We start from the raw sequence: 23,374 nt of genomic DNA on the forward strand, positions 1-23,374 counted from the left end.
ACCCCGCTCATCGTGTCACCGCATCAAAATAATTTCAAGCATGAAATTTCAAGCTTGAATAATTTTCAATTTATGGGGATAGTCAGTTTAAGCAGAGCAAACTGCAGGGGGGGATGCGATATGGAAAACTATATCCAAACCGAGGTGAAGGATGGTTACGCCATCCTGACACTGACGCGCCCCGATGCAGGCAATGCGGTATTCCCAGCCAAAGGCCAACCTGACTTCAGGAGGCGCTAATGGCTCATCCAGTCAACATCATTGGCATTGTCGGTGCTGGCACCATGGGACGGGGTATCGCCCATCTGATCGCACGATCCGGCATAAGGGCAATTCTGCATGATACGCAGGAGGGCATGGCTGCGAAAGCCAAAGCCACGATCCTTGCCGAGATTGACCAGCGTATCGCGCGTGGCAAATCGACGGAAGGCGAGCGCGATGCGTGCGCCGGAAATATCGTCATTGCCGAGACCTTGAATGATCTGGCGCCTGCACAATTGGTTGTCGAAGCCATCATCGAGACGCTGGAAGCCAAGGCTGCGCTGTTCCAATCATTGGAAGCGATTTGCACTCCGGATTGTCTCCTCGCTACCAACACCTCATCCCTATCCATCGATGCAATCGCCCGCTCCATCCGGGATCCCAAACGTTTTGCCGGACTGCATTTCTTCAATCCGGCTCCGCTGATGAAACTCGTTGAAGTCGTCGCCGGTTCGCAGACCGAAACCGACGTGACAACGAAGCTATCCGATCTCGTTGTGAGGCTCGGGAAGACACCGGTCGAGGTGCGTGACAGTCCGGGATTTCTGGTCAATCGCTGTGCCCGTCCCTTTTATGGTGAGGCGCTCCAACTGCTTGAAGACGGCGTTGCCGATGCCATAACCATTGATGCCTGCCTTAAATCGTCAGGTGGTTTTCCTCTCGGGCCATTTGAACTGATTGACCTTGTTGGTGCCGATATCAACCTTGCCGCAACGAAATCCGTATGGGAAGGGTTTGAGCGGTCACCACGCTTCAAGCCTTCGCCGCTTCTCGAAGACATGAAGGCCGAGGGCAGACTTGGCCGCAAAACCGGCAATGGGTTCTTCACCTATCCCCGTCAGGACAATGTGCTCTCGGGGGAGAGCCACATATCCACAGTTGAAGCGTTGAAACGGCAGTTGGAGACGCGCACGGGTGTTGCCGTTCATCTGAGCGATGGCCGCACTGCACATGAGCTTGGTACAGCCAACCACCAGCCCACCATTGTGCTGGACCGGCAGATCGGCAACTGGCGCGGTCCCGTGACGCTTGCCTTCGCGCAATACGAACTGAGAGAGGCCGATATTCACTCCATAGCACTGCAAGCCAAGGCGCTCGGTGTTGAACTGCATGAAATTGCGGATACACCGGGGCTCATCTTCCTGCGCGTGGCGGCTATGCTGATTAATGAAGCAGCCTTTGCGTTTGAACAGGGCCTGTCCACGACAACGGGAATTGATACCGCGCTGAAACTCGGCCTGAATTTCCGGCATGGCCCGCATGAAATGCTTGATACGCTTGGTCTACCCGTTGTTAGCAATACGCTTGAGCGCTGCGGTCAAATCCATCCTTCTGGCCGATATGATCCGTGTCCGGCTCTAACCCGTTTTGCGGAGGATAAGACAACGCAGAATTAGAGCGCGTGAGCACTTGCATCGAAGATCAATTTGCAATTGAGATGAACCATAAAAATAAGGGGAACGACGCAATGAAGACAATAGCAGCAGCATTGGTGGCAGGTCTGGCCTTTTCGGCTCAGGCGATGGCCGAACCTGTAAAGATCGGCATGATCACTACACTGTCAGGCGGCGGCGCAGGCCTTGGCATCGATATCCGCGATGGCTTCCTGCTTGCCATCAAGGAGTCTGGCAACAAGGATATCAAGGTCATCGTTGAGGATGATGCGCAAAAGCCGGAGCTTGCGGTGCAGATCGCCGACAAGATGGTCCAGAGCGAAAAAGTCGATATTCTCACCGGTATTGTCTGGTCAAACCTTGCCATGGCGGTTGTTCCCGGTGTTGTTGGTCAGGGCACGTTCTATCTGTCCACCAATGCGGGTCCATCGGCGCTTGCCGGGGAAAAATGCAACCCCAATTACTTCAACGTTGCCTATCAGAACGACAATCTGCATGAGGCGATGGGCAATTACGCTAATACAGCCAATTACAAAAAAACCTTCATTCTTGCCCCGAACTATCCAGCGGGCACAGATGCACTCACCGGCTTCAAGCGTTTCTACAAGGGCGCTTTGGCGGGCGAACTCTACACGAAGGTCGGCCAGACCGACTATGCCACCGAGATCGCGCAGATCCGCGCGTCGGGTGCTGACAGCGTCTATTTCTTCCTGCCCGGCGGCATGGGTATCGCCTTCATGAAGCAATACTCACAATCGGGTATTTCCACGCCTGTCATGGGCCCCGGCTTCTCCTTCGATCAGGATGTGCTTGGAGCCATCGGCGATGCAGCCTTGGGTGTCAAGAACTCGTCGCATTGGTCAAAAGACCTCGATAATGCGGCGAACAAGAAATATGTCGCTGCCTTCAAGGCTGAATATAAGCGCCTGCCATCGCTCTACGCGACACAGGGCTATGACACCGCCAATCTGATCCTCTCGGCTGTCGCCAAGGCGAGCGTCAAGGACAAGGATGCGTTCCGCGCTGCCCTCAAGGAAGCCAAGTTCGATTCCGTGCGCGGCAAGTTCAAGTTCGGCAACAACAACCACCCAATCCAGGACATCTATGTGCGTGAAGTGATCAAGGAAGACGGCGTTTTGACCAACAAGATCGTCGCCACCAGCTTCACCGATCATCAGGATGCCTATGCAGCCAACTGCAAGATGTAGGCGGTAAAACCCGGTGCGCGGATGAAAAGTCCGCGCACGTTGCTATGCCTGTTATGGATTGGATGAAACTTGTCGTCGGCTCTCATCATTGAACAAGCCCTGAACGGCCTGCAGTTCGGCATCATGCTGTTTCTGATGGCCGCCGGATTGACGCTGATTTTCGGCGTCATGGGTGTGATCAACCTCGCCCATGGCTCGCTCTATATGGTCGGTGCTTTCGCCTGCGCTGCCGTGGCGGCCTATACCGGCTCGTTCTGGCTCGGTCTGGTGGCCAGTCTCATTGCTGCCGCCGCTGCCGGAGCGATTGTCGAAGTCACCGTGATCCGCCGCCTCTATAACCGCGATCATCTGGATCAGGTGCTTGCCACCTTCGCGCTCATCCTGATCTTTTCGGAAGGCACCCGCTGGGTTTTCGGCTCCTTCCCGCTCTATCTCGACATCCCAAAAGTCTTGCAGGGCGCAATAAGCCTGCCGGGCGGCGCGCAGTATCAACTCTACCGGCTCGCTATCATTGGCGCGGGACTTGTCGTTGCCATCGGGCTCTATCTGCTGATTGCAAAAACACGGTTGGGCATGCGCATCCGTGCTGGCGAATCCGACCGCGAAATGATCGGCGCGCTTGGCGTCGACATTGCCTCGCTCAACACCATCGTTTTTGCGCTTGGAGCGGCGCTTGCAGGTCTTGCCGGAGCACTCGTCGGCGCATTGCAATCGGTGCAGGTAGGCATGGGGGAACCTGTGCTCATTCTTGCCTTTGTCGTTATCGTCATCGGCGGTATCGGCTCCATCAAAGGTGCGCTTGCCGGTGCCATTCTTGTTGGCGTTGTCGATACGATGGGGCGCTTTGTCCTGCCGCAACTGTTCACGCTGTTCATGGAGCCCTCACAGGCGGCTACGGCGGGCGCTGCTGTCGCCTCCATGCTGATCTACATCGTCATGGCCTTCATCCTCGCAGTGCGGCCAAAAGGCCTCTTTGCGGTCAATGCGTGAGGGGTGAAATGGTGAACCGCGAACGTCTTGTGAATATTGTTCTTGCCCTGATTTTGCCCGCACTGGCCTTCATTGCCTCTGGCATGGGCGAGCCCTTCTACATCACGCTTGCCACCCGTATCGCCATTCTCGCCCTTGCCGCTGTCGGATTGAATCTGGCACTCGGGCTTGGTGGCCTTGTCTCGTTCGGCCATGCGGCATTCTTCGGCATTGGCGGGTACGTGGCTGGAATATTTGCCACCCATGCCTTCAACCAGATACCGCTTCTCTCCTCGCCCTTTGTCATCATGGCGACAAACCAGATGCCGGTCATCTGGATTGTTAGCGCCATTGTTGCCGGTCTGGTTGCATTTCTCATTGGCTTGATCAGCCTGCGCACATCGGGCGTCTATTTCATCATGATCACCCTCGCCTTTGCCCAGATGATCTATTATTTCGCCATTTCCTGGCCCGCCTATGGCGGCGAGGATGGGCTGTCGATCACGATACGCAATGGCTTTCCCGGTGTGAACACACTTGCTCCACTCAACTTCTTCCTGATTGCCTATGCCCTGCTCCTGCTTGCGCTGTTCGCCTTCGCGCGTCTGCGGGATTCCCGTTTTGGTGCCGCCCTGCAGGCAACCCGGCAAAACGAGGTGCGCGTCGCGTCCATCGGCATCCGGCCACTGCGCATCCGGCTGGTTGCCTTCATTCTATCGGGGATGATCACCGCCATCGCGGGCGCCCTCTTTGCCGATCTCAACCGCTTTGTCGGTCCGTCCATGCTTTCGTGGAGCATGTCCGGCGAATTGATCGTGCTGATCATATTGGGAGGCACCGGCCGTCTCTTTGGCCCCGTTGCGGGGGCCATCCTGTTTGTCCTGTTCGAATTTGCCCTTGGCGGGCTGACCGAGCATTGGCAACTCTTCCTTGGTCTCATTCTCCTCGCGGTCGTCCTGTTCGGGCGCGGCGGTCTTGTTGGACTTCTCGCCGGTAAGGTGCGTCATGGCTGAACCCGTTCTGAGCATCCGCAATCTCTGCAAATCCTTCGGCGCACTGAAGGCAACCGATGATGTCAGCCTTGACCTTTATCCCGGCGAAATCCATGCGCTGATCGGGCCGAACGGGGCGGGCAAATCCACGCTCATTCACCAGATCGCCGGGACATTGAAACACAATAGCGGTGCGATCCATTTCATGGGCCATGATATTTCGGCTCTGGATGTTTCGCAGCGCGCGCAACGCGGACTTGGCCGCACCTTCCAGATATCGTCGCTGACACCGGAGTTCTCGGCACTGCGCAATGTCATGCTCGCTGTTCAGGCCAATGAGGGTTCGAGCTTCCGCTTCTGGAAGCCCGTCATGGCCGATGCTTCGCTCAAAGACAGAGCGCGAGACATGCTTAGCCGTGTTGGGCTGCTTGACCGCGCTGATATACCCAGCGCCGAGCTTTCCCATGGGGAACGCCGCCAGCTTGAGATCGCCATTGCGCTGGCACTTGGTCCCAAGGCCTTTCTGCTTGATGAACCGATGGCGGGCATGGGACCGGAAGGCTCAAAGCGGCTGACAGCATTTCTTGATACGCTTCGGCATGAAGCACCAATCCTTCTTATTGAACACGATATGGATGCGGTCTTCGCCTTGGCCGACCGTATTTCGGTGCTCGTCTATGGCCGCATCATTGCAACCGGCTCCGTCGATGAGATCCGGCAGAACCCGCTTGTGCGCGAAGCCTATCTCGGGGAGAGCGTCTGATGCTGCTGGAACTTGCGAAGGTCGAAACATTCTATGGCGCATCGCAGGCGCTTTTCGGTGTTGATCTTGCGATGGCAGAAGGCGAAGTCGTCGCGCTTATGGGCCGCAACGGCATGGGTAAAACCACCACCATTCGCTCGATCTTCGGCCTCTCACCGTTGCGTCATGGTACCATCCGCTTTGCCGGTAATGACATCTCGGCAACGAAACCCTATCGCATTGCGCGGCTGGGTCTTGGCCTCGTGCCGGAAGGACGCCGCTGCTTTCCCAATCTGACCGTCGCGGAAAATCTGCTGGCCTCGGCGCGCAGTGGCTTCTGGACGATCAAGGAGGTCAACACGCTCTTCCCTCGCCTTGCGGAACGCTCCAGCCAATATGCCAATTCCCTTTCGGGCGGCGAACAGCAGATGCTTGCGGTTGGCCGCGCGCTGATGACCAATCCCAAACTGATTGTTCTCGATGAGGCAACAGAGGGGCTGGCGCCAGTCATCCGGCAGGAGATCTGGAAGGCCATCGCCGCGCTGAAGCAACAGGGCCAGTCCATTCTGGTTGTTGATAAAACCCTGTCGGAACTGCTGCCGGTAGCTGACCGCTGCGTGATCCTCGAAAGGGGACGCAATGTCTGGAACGGCCTGCCGGGAGAATTAACCAGCGAGATTCAGGATCGCTATCTTGGTGTGTGACGGCTAAATCGAATAGCCGTCACACATCATTGTCTATGAGCGGCCTTTCCAGCCGAGAAGCCGCATGGCATTGGCTGTTACCAGCACCGTCGCGCCCGTATCGGCAAGGATCGCGGGCCACAGGCCAGTCAGGCCAATGATGGTCGTCACCAGAAACACCGCCTTCAACCCAAGCGCGACGGTGATGTTCTGGCGGATATTGCTCATCACTGTCTTCGACAGATCAATCATATTGGCAACATCGATCACCCGGCCATGCAGGATCGCCGCATCGGCGGTTTCAAGCGCCACATCGGTGCCACCGCCCATGGCAATGCCGATATCGGCTGCGGCAAGCGCCGGAGCATCGTTGATACCGTCGCCAACCTTGGCAACAGTCAGGCCGGAACGCTGCATCTCGCCCACAATCCGCTGCTTATCCTGTGGCAGCAATTCGGCTCTTGGCTCAATGCCCAGTTTGGAGGCAATGGCTTCGGCGGTGCGGCTGTTATCACCTGTCAGCATCACGGCGCGAATGCCCTGCTCTTTCAGGATGGCAAGTCCGCGCTCCGCATCGGCACGCGGCTCATCGCGCATGGCCAGCAATCCGGCCAGCTTACCCGCTACAACTACAACGGAAACCGTCTTTCCCTGATCATTCAGCTTTTCAATTGAAGCTGTTTGTTCGGCATTGAGCGGCGTGGTTGCAGCGACTGATTGCGGCGAGCCGAGAAACACTGTCTTGCCGGAAACGGTTCCTTCAACACCTTTGCCTGATACCGCCTTGGCCGATGTAGCGGGCAGAACTGCAACGCCACCAGCCTTGGCCCGGTCAAGAATGGCCATGGCCAGCGGATGGCTGGAGCCGGTTTCGAGAGCAGCGGCCATCGACAGGATTTCCTGCTCGGACATACCGAATGAAACGATATCCGTGACGACGGGTTTGCCTTCGGTCAAAGTGCCCGTCTTGTCGAAGGCAACAGCCGTGACTTTTCTGAAGGTCTCAAGCACGGCGCCGCCCTTCATCAGCAGGCCGCGCCGCGCACCGGCGGAAAGACCTGCGGCAATGGCAGCGGGCGTCGAAATAACCAGCGCACAGGGACAACCGATCAACAGAATGGCGAGACCCTTATAGACCCATTCACTCCAGATACCGCCCATGAACAATGGCGGCACGACAGCAACAAGCGCCGCAACAACCATGATGGCAGGTGTGTAGTAGCGCGAAAAACCGTCAATAAAGCGCTCGGTTGGAGCCTTGCTTTCCTGCGCCTCTTCAACGAGCCTGATGACCCGGGCAATCGTATTGTCACTCGACGTCGCCGTCACATTGATCCGCAGGACACCATCGGTATTGATCGTACCGGCGAAAATCGCATCGCCAACATTTTTGCGTTTTGGCGTGCTTTCGCCCGTTACCGGCGCCTCATCTATTTCGCTTGTGCCTTCGGTGACATCGCCATCGGCGGGAATACGGTCGCCCGGTCGGACAAGGATGATGTCGCCAATAGCCAAACTATCGGCAGGTACAGACGTGGTATTGCCACCACGCTCCACCAGTGCGGTTTTGGGGACGAGATCAGCCAGACCCTGAATACTGGCACGGGCGCGGCCAGCCGCAACACCTTCAAGCAATTCGCCAATCAGAAACAGGAACACTACGGCCGCAGCTTCTTCACCCGCGCCGATAAACACAGCACCAATCGCGGCGATGGTCATCAACATTTCAATGGAGAATGGCGTGCCAGATCGAGCAGCCATGATCGACCGGCGGGCGATCGGAATAAGACCGACAAACATCGCGACCACAAAAGCCCAGTTGGCAATATCGGGAAAGACTTTGCCGACGCCGTAGGCCGCAACCAGAGCCACGCCGCTGATGATGGTCAAAAAGCCCTTGCGGCTCTGCCACCAGCGGCTTGGCTTTGAACTTTGCGCCGACGCAGCGGTAGCGACCACAGGAGCATTTGCTTTTGCTTGGTCATGGCCTGAATGATCGTGACCCACATGGTCGTGATCATGGTGATCCCCGTGGTCATGTCCTTCGTGGGAATGGCCTGCATGGTTGTGGTTCGCGTGATCGTGACCGCTGCATGTTGGAGCGGCCGCCGGTGCAGTGCTTTTGGCAGTCAGCGGCGAAACCTTGTAGCCAAGCCCGCCCACCTTTTTCTGGAGAACAGTCAGATCCGCCGTCTCATCGTGTTTGACTGTCATTGTCCCGGCGGTGACCGAGACGGAAATGTCAGATACTCCCGGCAAGCGGCGCACCGCCGTATCGATCTTGGCCGCACAGCTGGCACAGTCCATGCCCTCGACCCGGAAGCGGGTTTGCGTTGGCGCTGCTGTCATGATTCAACCTCTCTTGACTCTGTTGACGGCAACGCTACATGCTCTAGTGACTAGAGGAGCAAGCGAAATGTTGAAAGAAATTTCAATCGGTGAAGCAGCCAAGCGCAGCGGCGTCAAAGTGCCGACGATCCGTTATTATGAGCAGATCGGGTTGCTGGCAGAACCGGCGCGCACGGATGGCAACCGCAGGCATTATGAAGAGACGGATATTCGCAGGCTGGCGTTCATTCGCCATGCGCGGGAACTGGGTTTTGAAATCGGCTCCATCCGCACCCTGCTACATTTGCAGGATGATCCCAATCAACCCTGTGAAACGGCAGATGGTATCGCCAATGCGCGGCTCATCGAGGTTGAGCAGCGCATCCGCAGCCTGAATGCACTGAAAGCCGAGTTGGAATTGATGGTCGAAGGATGCAGGCATGGCCGCGTTGGGGAATGCCGTGTGATCGAAATTCTGGCCGATCATGGCAAATGCGTTCATCCGCATCATTAAGATTGCGGTCTATTAAACCGCAATCTTAATTGCATCAGAGATTATAGAACCAGCAACGGCGTCTTGCTGGGAACGCGATCATAAAGATCCATCACGTCCTGATTGAACATGCGAACACAGCCCGAAGATGCGGATTTGCCGATGGAGTTCCAGTCGGGCGAACCATGAATCCGGTAGAGCGTATCGACGCCGCCCTGGAAGATGTAAAGCGCACGCGAACCAAGCGGATTGTTCACACCCGGCGGCATGCCCTGCCGCCACTTTTCCAGCTTCGGATCACGGGAGATCATGGCGGATGGCGGTGTCCAGGTCGGCCATTTGCGCTTCCACTGAACAATCGCGCGGCCCTTCCACGAATAGCCCTGACGGCCCAGCCCAACGCCATAGCGCATGGCCTTGCCATTCTTCAGAACCAGATAAAGAAACTTGTCGACCGTGTTGATCACAATCGTGCCGGGCTTCTCGCCTGTCGGATCATCCACGATCTGCCGCAGGAATTTCTCATTGACCTTGGCAAAGGGAATGGCTGGCAGTTTGTAGCCATCCTCTTCAACCGCACGGTACATGCTGACGTAATCAGGCTTTGCCGGTTCAACCGGCGCTGCAACCGGTGGCTGTTCCGGCGCGGGAGGCGTTTGGACGTCGGCGACTTCGAGGGACTGTTTGGGCAATTGGGCACAGGCCGCAACTGCGGAAACAGCAGCAAGCGACAGCCCGGTCAGGAATGACCGGCGCGAAACAAGGGATGACATTCTGTATGCTTTCAAACGTTGGGATAGGCAGGGCGGACAGGCGGTCGTGGATACCGCTTTGCTGTTCCTTTGAGATCGGATCGCGGCAACCTTGTGTCAAAAACAAGGCGGACCGCAATGCCTACGGCGCTGTTGCAATATCATCACAGTATATATCGCGCTGTAACCTTACGTGATTTAGTTACATATATGAGCCGCAACCTAGTCCTTGGTGCTGCCTTCCCATGTGCCATGGGAAATACCCTTCTGCTTTTCCATATGGATGATAACCGCATCGATCTCAGCGGGATCAATGGCCGTGCTCACCAGCGTGGCGACGATCTCCACTGTCTCCTCATCGCCCTGATCCAAAATCTCCACGTCGCTGACGGGATAATCCGCATCCTCCAGTTTTTCGACCAGAAGATCGCGCATGGCGGGCATGGCCGCGCGGGTTGATATCAGCTTGACCTCATAGGTTGCTTCCGCCGCCTGTTCGTTGATCGGGATGCGGTTGATGACATTGACAAGCGGGCGCAGCAGGGTGTTTCCAGCCAGCACAAACACCGTCAGCAATGCGGCTTCTGCAAGCATATCCGTACCCGCACAGGCACCCACCGCCGCCGAACACCAAAGTGTCGCCGCCGTGTTGAGGCCCCTAACATTCATGCCCTCTTTCATGATCACGCCGGCACCGAGAAAACCGATACCTGATACCACATAGGAAATGACCCGCACCGCTTCCGTCGTTCCGGCAATGCGCTGCGCCAGATCAACGAAAGCCGCAGCGCCGATTGCCACAAGCACATTGGTGCGCAGACCGGCGGTGCGCTGCCGGTATTGTCGTTCCGCGCCGATCAGCGTGCCGAAGATGAAGGCGGCAATAAAGCTGATCGTTGTGTCAAGGAAGGGATAGAGATCGAATGTCTGTATGAATTTCATTTTAGCACCGTGGCTGGCTGGTTGTCCCAAACTAGCATTTCTCCGGTTAACAATGATGACAGCCTTACCCCATCTGCAGAGCAGATGGAGCGCTGGCTGTCATGGCAAAACAGGCCGTTTGGCACAACGTGTCGCCCTCCGGGCTGTCGGCACAATAATCGGCATCGCCTTGGGACGATCGTTCTGCCACCCGCGCTGTTATCACGGGTATGTTCTGCGCACGTGCCTGTTGCACGAGTTCCTGCACATGCCTTCCGCCGGGAAAGGCCAGCAATGCATCCGGCCTGCTATCCTCAAGCATGAAACGGTTGCGTTTTGCGTCGGCCTGCTTGCCCAGCAGGGACCAGTTGGCCGGATAGCGAACGATATGAACATCGTTCTGCCGGGCCCAGTCCTCGGCGGCCGAACCAAGTGCGGGCAAACCGCCATGGATCAGAACCGTCACCGGATATTCCAAATGGATGCGATTGAGTTCGCTGAGGATGACGGCAGCATCGTCAAAATGCCGCCCGCCTGAGATCAAAAGGCGCATGATTGTGCTCCTTGCCTGTTGTGTATTGAAAACCAGCTACCAGCGCGCACGGCGCAAAATGCGGATAGCTGCATGATTGCAGGACGACGACCATTGGATCAGACGCCGGCTGTGCTTGCGGCTGAGCAGCCCTCGGCGATAGAGCCGGGCCGCCATCCAGAATAACCCCTGCCCGATAATTGCCAGCAACCAGCAGACCCAGCGCAGAACCTGATCCTTCAGCCGCGAACGGCGTGGTTCCGGGCGACGGGATGCGGGGCGGGACCGGCGTTTTGGCAGGCCGTCCCATGGGCCTCGGGGTGTTGTTCCGGCGTGAAAATGCAGGATGGAAATGTTTGTGACCATATCAGATCTCCTCTGACGTCAATTGTCCGAGCCGCGCGTTCAGCAGCACCAGAAATGGGAGGATGCGGGCGGCGCGGGCCGCCCGCTGGTTGAAGCTTAGAACCACTGGCCAAAACGGCGGATATAGACAGTCTTCATCGTCTGGGCGACGACGCAGTAGCTGAATAGTGTTGCCACCAGCCATGGGAAGTAGCTCCATGGCAAAGGCTGCAATCCGACCAGCGTGCCAAGCGGTGAGAAGGGAACATAAATCCCAAGCCCCATGACGAGCGTCGACATCAGGAGAACCGGCAGGGCAGCCGTGCTCTGGATGAAGGGGATCTTCTGCGTGCGCAACATGTGTACAACAAGCGTCTGCGACAACAGGCCCTCGATGAACCAGCCCGATTGGAACAGCGACTGATGTTCCGGTGCATTCGCCGCAAAGACAAACCACATCAGGGCAAAGGTGGTCATATCGAAGATCGACGAGGTTGGTCCGATCCACAGCATGAAACGCCCGATATTTTTGGCGTCCCACTTGCGTGGCTTGCTCAAAAACTCTTTGTCCATCTTGTCCCATGGTAAGGCCAGTTGCGAGATGTCGTACATCAGGTTCTGGATGAGCAGATGGATCGCCAGCATCGGCAGGAACGGGATGAACGCGCTGGCCACAAGCACCGAGAACACATTGCCGAAGTTCGAGCTGGCGGTCATGTTCAGATACTTCATGATGTTGCCGAAGGTCTCCCGGCCCTTGATGACCCCCTCTTCGAGAACCATCAGGCTCTTTTCCAGAAGGATGATATCAGCCGATTCCTTGGCAATATCCGCGCCGCTATCCACCGAAATACCCACATCCGCATCGCGCAAAGCAGGCGCATCATTGATGCCGTCACCGAGAAAGCCAACAGTGTGACCATTGGCCTGCAAGGCTTTGAGCACCCGCGATTTCTGCAGCGGTGTCAGCTTGGCGAAAACCACCCGCTCTTCCACGAGAAGGCGCAGGGCATTGTCATCAAGCTTTTCAATTTCGCGGCCAAGCACAGGCACACCAGCCTCAAGCCCGACCTCGCGGCAGATCTTGACGCTGACCACCTCATTGTCACCGGTCAAAAGTTTGACCGCGACCCCATGTTCGGCAAGCGCAGCAATGGCTGGACCTGCGGTTTCTTTCGGTGGATCGAGAAAGGTCAGGAAACCTTCAACAATCAGCTCGCTCTCATCGCCAATGCCATATTGAGCCTTGGTATCCCCGGCAGGAATTTCCCGTGTGGCCACAACCAGAACGCGAAAGCCATCTTCGTTATAGGAACGGGCGATAGCAGTCAGTGCCTTCCGGCTTGCCTCATCCAGCACACGCACATCCTTGCCGTCGCGCATCTGCGTTGCGATGGTCAGCATTTCTTCCACTGCGCCTTTGCAGACGAGCAGGTGCTCACCGGCGACACCCTCGACCACCACGGACAGGCGGCGGCGAATGAAATCAAACGGCAATTCATCAACCTTGCGATAGAAGGCGGCTGACCGCATGGCGTCTGACGATGCATCGGTAAAGCGCAGGACAGCCTGATCCATCAGGTTTTTCACACCGCTCTGGTGGTGGCTGTTGAGCCATGCCAGACGCAGGACATTCTCGTCACGCTTGCCATGGATATCCACGTGATGCTCCAGAATGATCTTATCCTGAGTCAGTGTTCCCGTCTTGTCCGTGCACAGAATGTCCATGGCGCCAAAGTTCTGGATGGCGTTCAAACGCTTGACCACGACCTTGCGCCGGGCCATGGCAACAGCACCCTTTGCAAGGTTGGACGAGACGATCATCGGCAGCATTTCCGGTGTCAGACCGACGGCAACCGCAAGTGCAAACAGCAGGGCTTCCACCCAGTCACCCTTGGCAAAACCGTTGATGAGAAACACCACCGGCACCATCACCATCATGAACCGGATGAGCAGCCAGCTGACGCTGTTGATACCCCGGTCAAATGCGGTCTGTGCGCGCGAGCCGACAATGGATTTGGCAAGCGAGCCGAAATAGGTGCGCGACCCAGTGGCCACCACAACGGCCGTAGCTGTGCCGCTGACAACATTGGTGCCCATGAAACAGATATTGGGTACATCAAGCATGTCAGCCTGATCCGAAGCAACGCCCAGTGCTGACTTCTCGGCAATGGCGCCCAGCGTGTCGTATTTTTCAACGGGAATGGCCTCCCCGGTCAAAACGGCCTGACTGACATAGAGATCGCGGGATTCAATCAGGCGCACATCGGCCGGGATCATGTCTCCGGCAGACAGGCGCACGACATCTCCAGCCACGAGTTCGCGCATCGGGATTTCGAACACTTCACCTTCCATCGTCACACGATGGCGCCGCAGCACGGTTGCCGTGGTCCGCACCATGGCTTTCAGCGATTCAGCAGCCTTGCCGGAACGGTATTCCTGCACAAAGCGCATGACGCCACTGGCCAGCACCATGACCATGATGATGATGACTTTGGTTGGATCGGGAGCATCGCCGCTCTGCATCGGCAGCCAGCAATCGGTGAAGGCGCTGATGGCTGCCAGCACAATCAGCACCATGATGAAAGGATTGTTGAAGGCGGTCAGAAGCTGGATCAGCGCATGCGGGCGGCGATCATGGGCGACCTCGTTTGCACCATCTTTGGTCAGACGCTCCGCTGCATCGCGGATTGTCAGACCGTCGCGGTGGCTTCTGACATTGGCAAGGGTGCTATCGATATCGTTCTGTGCTTCCCGCACAGCGCGCATCGAAAGCTTGCGGCTATCTTTCTTCTCCGCATTCAATGCGGAATTCTTGAGAATAACGTTCATTTTCTGGTCTCCTGCCGCGACATGCGACAGCGACACCAGCTCCGGATCACCTGAATTTCAGGCGCAGAGAACCGTGCCGAGCCGTCACATTCACGGTCGGTTTTGTTACATTCGATTTTGGGGATAGCCCGCCGCGCTTGCCTGTCATCGGCAGCGCAGCGGGCCTACTAGGATAATCGTCCATGAGATACTCCTTCATTGACGCCAGCGGCGCGCGCTTGGCGTGTGAGGAAAAAACGCGATCAGATCATGCGACCGGACTGATACACAGCCAGAACCATCCCCAGCTTCTCAACTTGGGACAGAGTTTCTGCGGGTGGCTCATTGTCAGCATGCCAATGCATTTCAAGCCGGCCATTGACCGGATTGACGCGCCAGTCTGCGTGCAGATTGGCAAAAAGGGGCTGTTTTTCAGCAATAGCGGCAACAATGTTCCGCTGTAAGCCGAGACGCCCCCGTGTGCGGGTGGCGAAGGCGCGAACGCCTGGAAGAGTTGCGAACGTGATGTTCATGGCTCACCTCATTGACCGGAAGCGATCCGGCCTGGGTGAGCGACGGTGGAGCCTTAAGCCCTAACGTTGCTCATCCGGTGTACCGGATCGAGTCCTGCTCGTTAGTTGTTTCAAGCGCCCGCGCCACCGTATCAACGGCAGTCAGGGCGCAGCTAGATTTGCTGTCCATCGTCTTCTTTGTGATTTTGAAAAATGACCCGGGTAACCCGAGCAAAACCCGGATACGCCTGCCTTAGCGGAGTGTCAACCACAAAGGTGATCCGTCCGATCAATTGTACGGGAAGTTGATTTACCACGCCTCGGTTGTATCTACTTGCTGGAGAGATTGTCGCTTTCGCGGTAAACCAGACAGATGAAGTTAGCTTATGGGACTTCCCCGTGCTAATCCCTCCCAAACACTGTTCCTCAAGCCGAAACGGCTTTTGTCTTCATCCTCGCGTGCCAAAATGATCAAACGTTTTTTCGCCTATTACGCACCCTATAAGGGGCTCTTCGCGCTGGACTTTTCCTGCGCTGTCTTTTCGGGTCTGCTGGAACTTGGTTTTCCGATGGCTGTGCGTGCCTTCATCGATGTGCTGCTGCCGAGTGAAAACTGGACCTACATTCTGCTGGCCGCGATGGGACTTTTGGCCGTTTATCTACTCAACACCGGTATTACCGCCGTTGTTGTCTATTGGGGCCACAAGCTTGGCATCAACATCGAAACCGAGATGCGCCGCAAGAGCTTTGACCATCTGCAAAAGCTTTCCTTCCGCTTCTATGACAATAACAAAACCGGGCACCTCGTTGCCCGCGTGACCAAGGATCTGGAAGAGATCGGCGAAGTAGCCCATCACGGACCGGAAGATCTGTTCATCGCTGTAATGACCTTCATCGGCGCTTTCCTGCTTATGTTCTACGTCAATCCGCATCTGGCATTTCTGACCTTGGCGATTGTGCCCTTTGTGGCATGGGTTGCCAGCCGTTATGGCGGGCGGATGACGCGCAACTGGCAGAACCTTTACCGCCGCGTCGGTGATTTCAATGTCCGCATCGAAGAGAATGTCGGCGGTATGCGTGTTGTCCAGGCTTTTGCCAATGAGGATCACGAGCGCGATCTTTTTGCCCATGACAATGCGCGCTACCGGGAAACCAAGCTCAGCGCCTACCGCATCATGGCGGCAAGCACCTCGCTGAACTATATGAGCATGCGCCTGATCCAGCTGATCGTCATGATCGCGGGCAGCTACTTCGTCATTACGGGAAGTCTTTCCAGTGGTGGCTTTGTCAGTTTCCTCCTGCTGGTGACTGTGTTCGTTCGCCCCATCGAAAAGATCAACTCCGTCATCGAGACCTATCCGAAGGGCATTGCCGGTTTCAAGCGCTATACCGAACTGCTGGATACCGAGCCGGATATTGCGGACCGGCCAAATGCAACCGATGTGAGCGGGCTTCAGGGCAATATTCGCTATGAGAAAGTGAGTTTTGGCTATACCTCGGACCGAACTGCCTTGAGCAATATCGATCTGGAAATCAAGGCTGGTGAGACGGTCGCTTTCGTTGGCTCTTCCGGTGCAGGAAAGACGACATTGTGCTCATTGCTTCCACGCTTTTACGAGGTGGTATCAGGTGCCATCACCATTGACGGCGTTGATATCCGTGACATGACCCTTGCCTCGTTGCGCAGCCAGATCGGCGTTGTCCAGCAGGATGTTTTTCTGTTCGGCGGCTCTATCCGCGAGAACATCGCCTATGGCCGCCTTGATGCTTCAGACGAAGACATCATTCTGGCTGCACGGCGTGCCCGTCTGGATGAAATGATTGCAGGCCTGCCTGCGGGGCTTGAAACCATCGTGGGCGAGCGCGGCGTCAAACTCTCGGGCGGTCAGAAACAGCGGCTGGCCATTGCCCGCATGTTCCTGAAGAACCCGCCCATCCTCATACTTGATGAGGCAACCTCAGCTTTGGATACGCAGACCGAGCGGGAAATTCAGGCATCGCTTGCCGAACTTGCCGAAGGCCGCACAACACTGGTTATCGCCCACCGGCTGGCAACCATCCGCAATGCGGATCGTATCGTTGTGGTTGATGACGCCCAAATCCTTGAACAGGGCAGCCATGCCGAACTGCTGGCAGCTGGCGGCGCATATAAGCGCCTCTATCAGGTGCAGTTTGGCGATGCCGGTGCTGAAATCATCCTTGACCGGTTTAGCAAAAAATCCTGATCCTGATTGTATGGCGCTGTGAGCTTTACAGCGCCGGTCAGAAAAGTATGCTCCTGTGACAGAGCAATTTTGTTTATCCGGGGACACCCCAGATAAACGAAATTTGCCTGAGAGCTTTGGGAGGAGCGATTGATGATTAGGGAAAGCTACGTTCACGGTGCCAGCAATCAGCCGTTGATTGGCGAGACGATCGGACGGCACTTTGACCACATTGCCGGGCAGTTTCCGGATCGCCCCGCGCTCGTGGTGCGGCATCAGAATGTACGCCTGACCTATTCCGAACTGCGCCAACGCGTTGACGCGCTGGCCGCCGGTTTCATCGCGCTTGGCCTGAAACCCGGCGAGCGCATCGGCATCTGGTCGCCCAACAACATGGAATGGGTGCTGACCCAGTTTGCCACCGCCAAGGCGGGTCTTATCCTCGTCAACATCAACCCTGCCTATCGCTCGCATGAGCTTGAATATGCGGTCAACAACGTCGGCTGTTCAGCGCTCATCCTGTCTCCCGCGCTTAAAACCAGCAACTATCTTGATATATTGCGCGAAATTGCCCCCGAGGTTGCGACCAGCACGCCCGGCATGCTTGTCTCGAAGAAATTGCCGACACTGCACACCGTCATCCGTCTCGGCACCGAGAAAACCCCGGGAATGCTGAATTTTGCCGATGTCGAAGAGGCTGCAACCCCTGAGGCAAGAGAACAGCTCGAAGCGCTCGCTTCGGTGCTGCAATTCGATGATCCAATCAATATCCAGTTCACCAGCGGCACCACGGGTAGCCCCAAGGGCGCGACACTCACCCACCACAACATTCTCAACAATGGTTTCTTCATCGGCGAGGCCATGCGCCTCACTGAAATCGACCGTCTGTGCATTCCCGTACCATTTTACCACTGCTTTGGCATGGTTCTCGGCAATCTCGCCTGTCTCACTCATGGTTCCTGCATGGTCATACCGAGTGAGGCGTTTGATCCGCTGGCGGTCCTGCAAACCGTGGAGGCGGAAAAGTGTACCGGATTGCATGGCGTACCCACCATGTTCATCGCCATATTGGGCCATGCGGATTTCAAGACATTTGATCTCAGCAGCTTGCGCACCGGCATCATGGCCGGTTCACCCTGCCCCATCGAAGTTATGCGCAAGGTCATTCAGGAAATGCACCAGAGCGAGATCACCATCGCCTATGGGATGACGGAAACCAGCCCTGTCAGTTTTCAGAGTTCGACAACCGACCCACTGGAACGGCGGGTTTCAACCGTCGGGCGCATTCATCCCCATGTCGAGGTGAAAATCATCGACGCTGATGGTGTGATTGTTGCGCCCGGAATTACCGGCGAATTGCTCACACGCGGCTACAGCGTTATGCGTGGTTATTGGGGCGATGACGCGAATACGGCAGCAACCATTGATGCGGCGCGGTGGATGCACACGGGCGATCTCGCCACCATTGATGCGGAGGGCTATTGCAACATTGTCGGGCGTATCAAGGATCTGGTCATCCGTGGCGGCGAGAACATTTATCCGCGCGAGATCGAGGAGTTTCTCTATACCCACCCTGATATTGCCGATGTGCAGGTGTTCGGTATCCCCGATAGCAAATATGGCGAATGCCTGTGCGCCTGGATCAAGGTGCGTCCCGCTTCAAATCTGACCGAGCACGAGGTTCTGCAGTTCTGCAAAGGCAAAATTGCCCACTACAAGGTCCCGGCACATATCCGCTTTGTCGACGTGTTTCCGATGACCGTCACCGGCAAGATCCAGAAATTCATCATGCGGCAGGCCATGATTGATGAACTGAACCTTCAGGAAGCGAAAACCGCCTGAGCGGCTTTCGCCTTCTATTCCGCTGCGTGCGGTACTGTCGGCGCACCACTTTTGTTGAAGAGCTTACGCCAGAGGTTTACTGAGCCACGCGACATGTCTTCCATATAAAGGAAGATCACGGGCGTAATGAACAGCGTCAGGATTTGCGAGGCAAAGAGGCCGCCGACAACGGCCACGCCAAGCGGCTGACGCAATTCCGAACTCGCACCCGCGCCAATGGCAATCGGCAGCGTACCCATCAACGCCGCGAGCGTTGTCATCATGATCGGGCGGAACCGGACAAGACAGGCTTCGCGGATCGCATCATGCGGGCTATCGCCTGCCCTTTGCCGGACAAGGGCAAAGTCGACCATCATGATCGCGTTCTTCTTCACGATACCGATCAGCATCAGCATACCGATAATGGCGATCACACTGAGGTCAAAGCCGAACAGCTCCAACGTCGCGAGCGCACCAGCGGCGGCAGCCGGAAGCCCCGTCAGAATGGTCAGCGGATGGATAAAACTCTCATAGAGAATACCAAGCACAATATAGATCGTCAGGATAGCCGCACCGATCAGCAACCCCTGATTGGACAAAGCTTGCTGGAACACTTTGGCTGTACCGGTGAAGGTCGAGCCAATTGAATCCGGAACATTGAGTTCCGTCTTGATCTTGTTGATCTCTTCCACGGCCCGTCCCAGCGCTACCCCCTGCGGCAGGTTGAAGGAAATCGTCACCGCAGGCAGCTGGCTCAACTGGCTGACTGCGAGCAATCCCGCCCGCCGCTCCACATGGGCGAAGGCGGAAAGCGGGATAAGCTTGTTGGTTGTGGTTGAGCGTATCTGCATCTGGTCGAGCTTGTCGGTCGTCCACGGAATGGATGGGTCCAATTCGAGAATAACCTCATAGCTGTCGCCGGTGGAAAAGATGGTCGAAGCCTGATTGGTGCCAAAGGCGTAATAGAGCGAATTGCGCAACTGCGTCGAGGTGATACCCAGCAGCCGCGCCTTGTCGGCATCGATGACCAGATTGGCCTGCAACGCATTGTTCTGCAGATCACTCGTCACGTCGGCAAAATATTGCCGGTCCTGTTGCAGCGCCAGAAGGAACTTTTGCGACCATGGATAGAGATCGTCGGCATTGATGCCCTGCAGGACAAATTGATACTGCGCGCGCGACGACGTGCTGCCGATACGCAGGTTCTGGATGGCGATGGGATAGCTGTTGATACCTGGAACCTTGGCCAGCGACTGGCGCAAATCCGTCAGCAGCGGATCAAGCGCCAGACGCTGCGATTTCGGTTTCAGTTCAACGAAGAAACTGCCCTGATTGAGGCTGGAAGAATTGAACCCGCCACCGATGGTCGATGCCACATGCGCGACATAAGGCTTGCTCATCAGAACATCGGCAACCTGTTTCTGCAAAGCGACCATGGCATCGAAAGAGATATCCTGCCGCGCTTCGGTGGAGATGGAAAGCTGGCCAATATCTTCGGTTGGCAGAAAGCCTTTGTCGATCGAGGAGAATAGGTAAAGCGTCGCGACAACGGTCAGAAGGAAGACGCCAAGAACAACGACGCGGAAGCGCAGGCAGATATCAAGCATACGCCTGTAGGCATCAAGAACCGCATCGAAAACCCTCTCCGTAAACGGCTTCTTGCCCGCTTTCTCATGCGGAATGGCTGGCATGTGGCTGCACAGCATCGGCGTCAATGTCAGGGATATCAGCGCCGAAGCGACAATCGCCACGGTGACGACAACGGCAAACTCATTAAAGATACGGCCAACGACGCCGCCCATCAGCAGGACGGGGATAAATACCGCAACAAGGGAGGCAGTGATGGAGACGATGGTAAAGCCGATCTCCTCGCTGCCCTTGAGCGCGGCTTCACGCGGCGACATGCCGTCCTCGATATGCCGGGATATGTTCTCCAGCATGACGATGGCGTCGTCCACGACGAGCCCCACCGACAGCGTCAGGCCAAGCAGGGAGATATTGTCGATGGAAAAGCCAAAGACATACATCACACCCAGCGTCGCAATCAGCGACAACGGTACAGCGACCGTCGGAATAAGCGTCGCTGCGATGCGGCGCAGGAACACGAAGATCACCATGACGACAAGTCCGATGATCAGAACAAGCGTGAACTGTACGTCAGACACCGCCTGCCGGATGGAGGTCGAGCGGTCATTGAGCACGTTGAGCTTGGTGGATGCGCCAAGCTCTTCGGCAAATTTTGGCAGCATGGTGCGGACCCGGTCAACCACGTCAACCGTATTGGCACCGGGCTGGCGGAAGACGGCGAGCACAAGCGCCTTCTTGCCGTCATAACGGCTCTCGGTCTGCGTGTTCGCCACGGAATCGACCACGCGTGCCACATCGCCCAGACGAACCGGCTTGCCATTGGGCGAGGCAATCAGGATCTGCCTGAACGTATCGGCATTCTTCGATTGCGTATCGGCTTCAATCGCCATCTGCTGGGTCGGGCTTGTCAGCGTTCCCACCGGCGCAATCGAATTGTTGTCGGCGACAGCATTGGTCAATTCATCGATGCCGATACCGCGCGCCGTCATGGCATTGGGATCAACCTCGATGCGCACGGCAAACTGCTTGGCACCGAACACCTGCACTTCGCCCACTCCATCCACCGTCGACAGTGAGGGCGAGATCACCTGTTCGGCATAGTCGTCAAGCTTGGACAGTTGCGCCGTATCGCTTTGCAACGCGATCAGCAGGATCGGTGCGTCGGCCGGGTTGGTCTTGCGGTAGCTCGGCGGTGTCGTCATGTTCGCCGGCAATTGCCTTAATGTGCGCGCGATAGCCGCCTCGACATCCGCCGCCGCCTGATCGATGTTGCGGTCAAGCTCAAATTCAATGGTGACGCGGGTCTGACCCTGCGTGCTTGTCGCGCTGATGGTCGAGACCGAGGGGATCGTGGCAAATTGCTTGATCAGCGGCGTTGCCACCGCATTGGCCATGGTATCGGGCGCAGCGCCCGGCAATTGTGCAGAAACCGATACAACAGGAAAATCCACCTGCGGCAACGCCGCCACGGGCAGAAACTGATAGGCGAAAAGCCCCGATGCCGCCAGCGCAACGGAAAGGAGGATTGTTGCAATGGGACGGCGAATGAAGATTGCGGATATGTTCATTGAACCGTATCCGTCTTGATGGGGTCAGTCGCTTCATCGGCAGAAAGCGCCGGAACAGCACTCTGAGAATCCGCCACGGTCTCGATAACGCTCGAACCATCTTGCAGGTGCAACTGACCATCGATGACCACATGATCGCCTGATTTCAATCCTGCCGTGGTCACGGCGGTATCGCCAACCGTTTCCACCACGGTAACAGCCTGTTTGGTGACCTTCTTGTCAGCACCCACGACAAAGGCAAATGTTCCGTCATTGCCCTGTTGGATTGCAATTAACGGAACTGTCACAGCATCCTTGTGCGTGCCGATTTCCACCGTTGCAGTCACATATTGACCGGGCCAGAGCGCGCCATTGTCATTGGCCACATCGGCTTTCAGGACAATCGTGCCAGACGCCGTATCAACGCTGGAATCAACGAAATTGAGCGGTCCCGAGGCCACAACATTCTTGCTGCCGGGCACCTTGATAAGAACGTTGAGAGGGCGTTCCTTCATGGCATTGCGCAGTGTCGGCAGGTCGCTTTCGGCAACCGTGAACGACACGCGCAGCGGCGCCATACGCGTGATCGTCAAAAGACCGCTGCCGGTGTCGGCCATGCGCACAAGATTGCCAACCGAGGTATTGACCACGCCGACACGGCCATCAATCGGCGCCTTGATGGTCATGTAGGAAAGCTGGACCTGATCCGCCTCGATCTGCGCCTGATCCATGGCGATTGATGCTTTTAATGCATTGACAGCAGCAAGAGCCTGATAGGCCTGCTGCTGTGTATCGATTTTCCGGTTTGACAGGGCTTGAGCGGCAATAAGGTCCTGATTGGCTGAATCAAGATTGGCCTGATCCTTGGCCAAAGCCGCCTTGTCCTTGTCGATCGTCGCTCGGATTGTCCGGTCATCAAGCTGAAAAAGCACGTCACCAGTTTTGACCATCTGGCCGTCCTTGACGCTCGTCACCATCACGACGCCATCAGCTTGCGGGCGGATCACAACCGTATCAATCGGTTCGATATTGCCGACGACAGTCTTTGAAATGGGCACATCTTCGGTCTTTGCCGTGGCTGCCACAATGGAAGGAACGGCCGCAGACCGCCCCTTGCCCGAGCCTTTGCCCTGCGTTGCCGTGGCAACCGTCGTCGGACCTTTGCCAGCTGGCGGCGCATTCAGGTGCGGGTAGAGAAACACATAGCCGAGCCCGGCCAACACAACGAACGCGATCAAAAGACCCAGACGTTTCACTGCACACTACCTCCAG

General features: G+C 56.6%; 18 protein-coding genes. 9 read left to right on the plus strand and 9 right to left on the minus strand.

Annotated elements, in window-relative coordinates:
• The first annotated feature begins 239 nt into the window (after window positions 1–239).
• The 6 genes from BLU05_RS22165 (at window position 240) to BLU05_RS22190 (ending at window position 6,270) form a co-directional block, all read left to right on the plus strand.
• On the plus strand, window positions 240–1,658 hold the full coding sequence (locus BLU05_RS22165) for a 3-hydroxyacyl-CoA dehydrogenase NAD-binding domain-containing protein (RefSeq protein WP_091884984.1): 1,419 nt from the start codon (window positions 240–242) through the stop codon (window positions 1,656–1,658).
• 71 nt (window positions 1,659–1,729) lie between these two features.
• A complete protein-coding gene (locus BLU05_RS22170) occupies window positions 1,730–2,863 on the plus strand; it encodes an ABC transporter substrate-binding protein (protein ID WP_091884986.1) in 1,134 nt (377 codons plus the stop codon).
• Between the two features lie 69 nt (window positions 2,864–2,932).
• Window positions 2,933–3,853 (plus strand): branched-chain amino acid ABC transporter permease, encoded by a 921-nt coding sequence (locus BLU05_RS22175; protein WP_091884988.1) that lies wholly within the window; start codon window positions 2,933–2,935, stop codon window positions 3,851–3,853.
• A gap of 11 nt (window positions 3,854–3,864) precedes the next feature.
• Window positions 3,865–4,845 carry a branched-chain amino acid ABC transporter permease gene (locus BLU05_RS22180; protein ID WP_091885250.1) on the plus strand — a complete coding sequence of 327 codons (981 nt, stop codon included), beginning with the start codon at window positions 3,865–3,867 and terminating at the stop codon, window positions 4,843–4,845.
• Entirely contained in the window at window positions 4,838–5,587 is a 750-nt protein-coding gene (locus BLU05_RS22185) for an ABC transporter ATP-binding protein (RefSeq protein WP_091884990.1), read from the plus strand. Before BLU05_RS22180 ends, BLU05_RS22185 begins: the two co-directional genes overlap by 8 nt.
• Window positions 5,584–6,270, plus strand: a complete 687-nt coding sequence (locus BLU05_RS22190) for an ABC transporter ATP-binding protein (RefSeq protein ID WP_175540718.1) — start codon at window positions 5,584–5,586, stop codon at window positions 6,268–6,270. The genes BLU05_RS22185 and BLU05_RS22190 overlap by 4 nt, the downstream gene beginning before the upstream one ends.
• A 33-nt stretch (window positions 6,271–6,303) precedes the next feature.
• Here the strand turns inward: BLU05_RS22190 and BLU05_RS22195 are convergent, their stop codons facing one another.
• Complete coding sequence (locus BLU05_RS22195; RefSeq protein ID WP_091884993.1) at window positions 6,304–8,598, minus strand: heavy metal translocating P-type ATPase; 2,295 nt, start codon at window positions 8,596–8,598, stop codon at window positions 6,304–6,306.
• 70 nt (window positions 8,599–8,668) lie between these two features.
• Here BLU05_RS22195 and BLU05_RS22200 point away from each other — a divergent pair, with 70 nt between their 5' ends.
• Entirely contained in the window at window positions 8,669–9,091 is a 423-nt protein-coding gene (locus BLU05_RS22200; RefSeq protein WP_091885257.1) for a MerR family transcriptional regulator, read from the plus strand.
• Window positions 9,092–9,132: 41 nt separating this feature from the next.
• On the opposite strand, the gene BLU05_RS22205 is transcribed toward BLU05_RS22200, so the two are convergent.
• The 6 genes from BLU05_RS22205 to BLU05_RS22230 form a co-directional block, all read right to left on the minus strand.
• Window positions 9,133–9,843 carry a L,D-transpeptidase gene (locus BLU05_RS22205; protein WP_091884995.1) on the minus strand — a complete coding sequence of 237 codons (711 nt, stop codon included), beginning with the start codon at window positions 9,841–9,843 and terminating at the stop codon, window positions 9,133–9,135.
• A gap of 201 nt (window positions 9,844–10,044) precedes the next feature.
• Window positions 10,045–10,764 (minus strand): MgtC/SapB family protein, encoded by a 720-nt coding sequence (locus BLU05_RS22210; RefSeq protein ID WP_091884998.1) that lies wholly within the window; start codon window positions 10,762–10,764, stop codon window positions 10,045–10,047.
• 64 nt (window positions 10,765–10,828) lie between these two features.
• Window positions 10,829–11,296, minus strand: a complete 468-nt coding sequence (locus BLU05_RS22215) for a DUF2493 domain-containing protein (RefSeq protein ID WP_091884999.1) — start codon at window positions 11,294–11,296, stop codon at window positions 10,829–10,831.
• A gap of 36 nt (window positions 11,297–11,332) precedes the next feature.
• Window positions 11,333–11,641, minus strand: coding sequence for a hypothetical protein (locus tag BLU05_RS22220; protein WP_091885002.1), 309 nt, complete (start codon window positions 11,639–11,641; stop codon window positions 11,333–11,335).
• A gap of 96 nt (window positions 11,642–11,737) precedes the next feature.
• Window positions 11,738–14,452: a magnesium-translocating P-type ATPase gene (gene mgtA, locus BLU05_RS22225; RefSeq protein ID WP_091885004.1), complete on the minus strand. Its 2,715-nt coding sequence runs from the start codon at window positions 14,450–14,452 to the stop codon at window positions 11,738–11,740.
• Window positions 14,453–14,694: 242 nt separating this feature from the next.
• Entirely contained in the window at window positions 14,695–14,964 is a 270-nt protein-coding gene (locus BLU05_RS22230) for a hypothetical protein (protein WP_091885007.1), read from the minus strand.
• 446 nt (window positions 14,965–15,410) lie between these two features.
• On the opposite strand from BLU05_RS22230, the gene BLU05_RS22235 reads away from it, so the two are divergent.
• Window positions 15,411–17,168 carry an ABC transporter ATP-binding protein gene (locus tag BLU05_RS22235; protein WP_091885260.1) on the plus strand — a complete coding sequence of 586 codons (1,758 nt, stop codon included), beginning with the start codon at window positions 15,411–15,413 and terminating at the stop codon, window positions 17,166–17,168.
• Between the two features lie 132 nt (window positions 17,169–17,300).
• The gene (locus BLU05_RS22240) at window positions 17,301–18,989 is read left to right on the plus strand and encodes an AMP-binding protein (RefSeq protein ID WP_091885009.1); all 1,689 of its coding nucleotides are present in this window, start codon (window positions 17,301–17,303) and stop codon (window positions 18,987–18,989) included.
• Between the two features lie 14 nt (window positions 18,990–19,003).
• On the opposite strand, the gene BLU05_RS22245 is transcribed toward BLU05_RS22240, so the two are convergent.
• On the minus strand, window positions 19,004–22,123 hold the full coding sequence (locus tag BLU05_RS22245) for an efflux RND transporter permease subunit (protein WP_091885012.1): 3,120 nt from the start codon (window positions 22,121–22,123) through the stop codon (window positions 19,004–19,006).
• The gene (locus BLU05_RS22250; protein ID WP_091885014.1) at window positions 22,120–23,358 is read right to left on the minus strand and encodes an efflux RND transporter periplasmic adaptor subunit; all 1,239 of its coding nucleotides are present in this window, start codon (window positions 23,356–23,358) and stop codon (window positions 22,120–22,122) included. Before BLU05_RS22250 ends, BLU05_RS22245 begins: the two co-directional genes overlap by 4 nt.
• Between the last annotated feature and the right edge of the window lie 16 nt (window positions 23,359–23,374).

The sequence above is a fragment of the Phyllobacterium sp. OV277 genome (assembly GCF_900104355.1).
GTDB lineage: Bacteria > Pseudomonadota > Alphaproteobacteria > Rhizobiales > Rhizobiaceae > Phyllobacterium.